At 71.3% G+C, this 715-nt stretch carries 1 protein-coding gene; it reads left to right on the top strand.

From position 1 onward, the window contains the following. Positions 1-129: 129 nt before the first annotated feature. Positions 130-715, top strand: a 586-nt coding sequence (locus PZA18_RS24045; protein WP_284103423.1) for a hypothetical protein, incomplete at its 3' end; no start/stop codon positions are given.

Raw genomic sequence — 715 nt, 5'->3', positions numbered from 1 at the left:
GGGGAACTCCATACCAGCGGCCAGACCCTGCAAGGCCAGCTGCCCCTGCGCGGTCAGCAAAGCCGCCAGACCTTCCACCTGGCCCAGAGCGGCCTGTGGCAATTCAGCCAGATCGGCGACGCTGCCGAAATGTCCTGGCAACTGCGCGGTCCGGCGGGCGTTCTGATCCCTGCCCAGAGCCTGCCGGCCCCTGGAACCGCCACGGCCCCGCTCTACCTGGCGGCCGGCGACTACCAGCTCGACCTGATGGCCCAGACCGGCAGCGGCGACTGGCAACTGCGGGCCGAGCCGCTAGGCCTGGCCCCCTCACTGAGCGCGGGCGACCTGGCGCTGCCGGCCCTGGCGGCCGGCCAGACCCGATACTGGCAAGTGCCAGCCGCAGCGGGCGACCGACTCAGCTGGCAACTGAGCCCGGCAGACGCCTATCGCCTGGCCTGGTTTGACCGCTATGGCACCCGCCTGCCGCAGTACGACACCGCCAGCGGCATCCTGACGCGCCCTGCCGGAACCGGCCCCCTGATCCTGCAACTGACGGCCCTCGAAGCGGGGGCGGCTGGCGCCAGCCTGAGCCTGCAACACCAGGCCGGTACCCCGACCCCGGCGGCGGGCCAGCCGGTTGAACTGGGCAAAGAAATCCTGTTTGGCGGGGCGGGGGGCGCCGCACCTCCGGAATACCGCTTCGACCTGCCGGAAGATCGCCTGCTCTGGCTGGACA

This window comes from Parachitinimonas caeni (genome assembly GCF_030129945.1).
GTDB lineage: Bacteria > Pseudomonadota > Gammaproteobacteria > Burkholderiales > Chitinimonadaceae > Parachitinimonas > Parachitinimonas caeni.
The sequence above is the reverse complement of the archived record's forward strand: the minus strand, read 5'-3'. Positions and strand labels throughout refer to the sequence as shown.